At 34.6% G+C, this 3,013-nt stretch carries 4 protein-coding genes; 2 read left to right on the forward strand and 2 right to left on the reverse strand.

Going from position 1 to position 3,013, the window contains the following annotated elements:
- Window positions 1–150 precede the first annotated feature (150 nt).
- The gene (locus tag TJ68_RS06280) at window positions 151–663 is read right to left on the reverse strand and encodes a competence protein ComK (RefSeq protein ID WP_040929311.1); all 513 of its coding nucleotides are present in this window, start codon (window positions 661–663) and stop codon (window positions 151–153) included.
- A 197-nt stretch (window positions 664–860) separates the two neighbouring features.
- On the opposite strand from TJ68_RS06280, the gene TJ68_RS06285 reads away from it, so the two are divergent.
- Together TJ68_RS06285 and TJ68_RS06290 are read left to right on the forward strand one after the other, a co-directional pair.
- Entirely contained in the window at window positions 861–1,316 is a 456-nt protein-coding gene (locus TJ68_RS06285; RefSeq protein ID WP_040929312.1) for a sigma-70 family RNA polymerase sigma factor, read from the forward strand.
- A gap of 80 nt (window positions 1,317–1,396) precedes the next feature.
- Window positions 1,397–1,570: a DUF2187 family protein gene (locus TJ68_RS06290; protein ID WP_148449674.1), complete on the forward strand. Its 174-nt coding sequence runs from the start codon at window positions 1,397–1,399 to the stop codon at window positions 1,568–1,570.
- 47 nt (window positions 1,571–1,617) lie between these two features.
- On the opposite strand, the gene TJ68_RS06295 is transcribed toward TJ68_RS06290, so the two are convergent.
- On the reverse strand, window positions 1,618–2,967 hold the full coding sequence (locus TJ68_RS06295) for a TrkH family potassium uptake protein (protein WP_052327359.1): 1,350 nt from the start codon (window positions 2,965–2,967) through the stop codon (window positions 1,618–1,620).
- Between the last annotated feature and the right edge of the window lie 46 nt (window positions 2,968–3,013).

Below are 3,013 nucleotides of genomic sequence, written 5' to 3' on the forward strand. Positions count from 1 at the left end.
GTGTTAAATATGGTAAATCATCTGTTAAGAGTGCAATCAAGTCTCTCACTTTTTGATCGAGTGATAATTTATATTTAAAAATTTGTAATTGATGCGTGCTATCTTTCACTTTTACTTTAATTTCCATATGATCCCTCTTTTCGCATCATGTCATTTATTTATATTATACATTGTTTTATTCGTTTCTGTGCTTAAAAGTCGTCTTCTAAATTGTCTAAATTTCACATACCTATCATATATTTGCGTCGCTTTTACATACTGACTTTCACATTGGCTATATGAAATATCTACATCTAACGTATCGCCACATATAAACTCAATCGTCGTTCCACTTTCACGTTTAATACACCGATATACTTTTGCTAAATTGATAAAATACACGTTCTTATTTTTACTCGAATTTAATGGGAACATAATAAATTGATATTCGAGATCTACACAAATCGGTATCATACGATGGATGTTGAAATTCAATTGAACATGTTTACGTATTGCAGATAGATTCGTCGCATAAAAATAAGTTAAATACTCATTTAACCAGTTTTCCGACGATTTCTTATACTGAACGATACCAGAATCTGATACTGCTTGACACATATATGTAGGATCATAAATCGGTTCTATGTATTTAACGTCTCTTGTAAAATATGGCAATCCTTTCATAGGAAGTCCTCTTTCATCAAAATTATAGTATTAGAACGAATTATACATCATTTTACGTTTAAATACATCACAATGTTAAATGTAAATATCTTTAATGCTAACTTTTGTTAACTAAAGCGCCTGTTTGAACGATTAAAAACTCGGTACATTACACATATCCGGAAATAATTTAAGAATCGATTCTTACAGGAGTTACAATGGATAAGATAACATCTTATGAACCGATGATTGCTTCAATTATTAAAAGACTGAACATTTTATATGACCGAGATGAGTATATGCAAGTTGGACGATTAGCGGTTTACGAAGCTTTAAACAAGCACGACGAGGCCAAATGTAAAGAATCACAATTTGTTTACACGATTATTTATCAACGTTTAATCGATGAAATTCGAAAAAACGCACGTCGATTAGAGCGATATCAAGTGACAGAAGATAGAGTTCTAGATACATTCCCTATCGATTCTATAGATGCGAATTTGTATTTAATCGGTGTAAAAGAAAAACTAACTGAGCGTGAGTATACATGGCTACTTATGACGATTGATGGATATGCACTCGTTGAGATCGCAAAGCATTTAGGAGTGAGTGTATCAACCGCAAAAAACATAAGAAAACAAGCGAGAAAAACGTTGTATACGCACTTCTATTGAGAAAAATAGTTGAAAATTGTATAATAGTATAATGATTATTTGGAGGGGTTACGATGAGTAAGAACAAAGACGAAGTAGAAATTGTACCAGCAGAAGTCGGAGATATTGTTGAGTTCGATGGAATGCTTGGTAAAGTTGAAAAAATCAACGAAAATTCAGTCATCGTCGACATTACAATAAACGAAGACTGGAACGAAAACGAAGATTTTGAAAAGACAGTAGTAAACCATAAAAGATATACGATCAAAAAATAATGATTGAAGGCGTAAGCTAGCATGCTTACGCCTTTTTATTTTTTCTTTTAACCGACTGTTAAATGCTCCGTCGGATATTTAATAATCGTCTTTTTCTTACTACCAAAACTTAATAAGAAACTGACAAAACCGACACGACCGATAAACATAAGGACTATTAGTATAAGCTCACTGCTCGTCTGTAAATCATTTGTTATCCCCATCGACATCCCGCACGTTCCGAACGCGCTCGAGACCTCAAAGATAATAGACATTAAACTATGTTTGTCACCTTCAACAAACGTGATGACGGATATTCCTAAAAATAGTAAAACAATTGACATAACGAACACGACAAATGCGCGTTCAACGTCTTGTTTTGCGATCGTCCGCTTAAATATCGTCGGGTATTCTTTACTTCTCGCAAATGCGATTACTGTCAGTAACAAAATCGCAAATGTCGTCGTACGAATTCCCCCACCCGCACTGGATGGTGATGACCCGATAAACATTAACATACTTAATAAAAGCTGTGTCGCTTCGTTTAGTAGCGAAGGGTCTTCGATAACGATTCCTGCACTTCTTGACGATACACTCATAAATGACGCGTTCGTCATTTTAGTAATAAACGAATCTTGAAAACGTGGACCATTCCACTCGATGATTAAATAAAACACTGTACCAATTACATAAAGTAACGCATACATCGTCGTCGTCACTTTCGTAAACAAACTAAATCTAAAGTGCGGGTTTTTATGACTAAAGAACTCTTTCACTTCGATTAACACAGGATATCCAATCGCACCAAGAACAATTTGAAACATTACTGGAACCGTAAGAAAGAAGTTTGTACTATGTCCGATCAACGATTGATGATATAAATCAAATCCTGCGTTTGTCGTCGCTGATACTGATAAAAACATCCCTTGAAGGAATGCATCTTTAAACGAACCAGTTAAATAATAAAACACTGACGTATAAATAATCGCACCAATCAGTTCGATTAAAAACAGTAAAGACACGATATTTAAAACGAGCTTTACCCCACCAGCAATTGCGGATTGGTTGTTGTCGACCATAATTGCTGCTCGGTTTCTTAATGTAATTTTTCTACCGAGTAAAATCCATATAAATGTCGACGTCGCCATAATACCGATACCGCCGAGGTTTAGTATGAACATTAGGAGAATAATCCCATACGTATTAAACGTGTCTACAATATTTACCGTCGTAAGCCCCGTAACAGAGATACCTGAAGCTGTGACAAATAACGTATCCATAAATGATATGTATGTACCTTCATTATAGAAAAATGGCAGTTGCATGAGTAACGTAGAAACAATTAATGCACCTAAATAATAAACAAAAATCGAGCGTTGCGGGCTCATACGGTCTAATAAATTAATGATTATTCTCACACGGTATCTCTCCTTTAGACATACTATACGCCTATTAAATCAATCT

The sequence above is a fragment of the Nosocomiicoccus massiliensis genome (genome assembly GCF_000438455.1).
Lineage (GTDB): Bacteria > Bacillota > Bacilli > Staphylococcales > Salinicoccaceae > Nosocomiicoccus > Nosocomiicoccus massiliensis.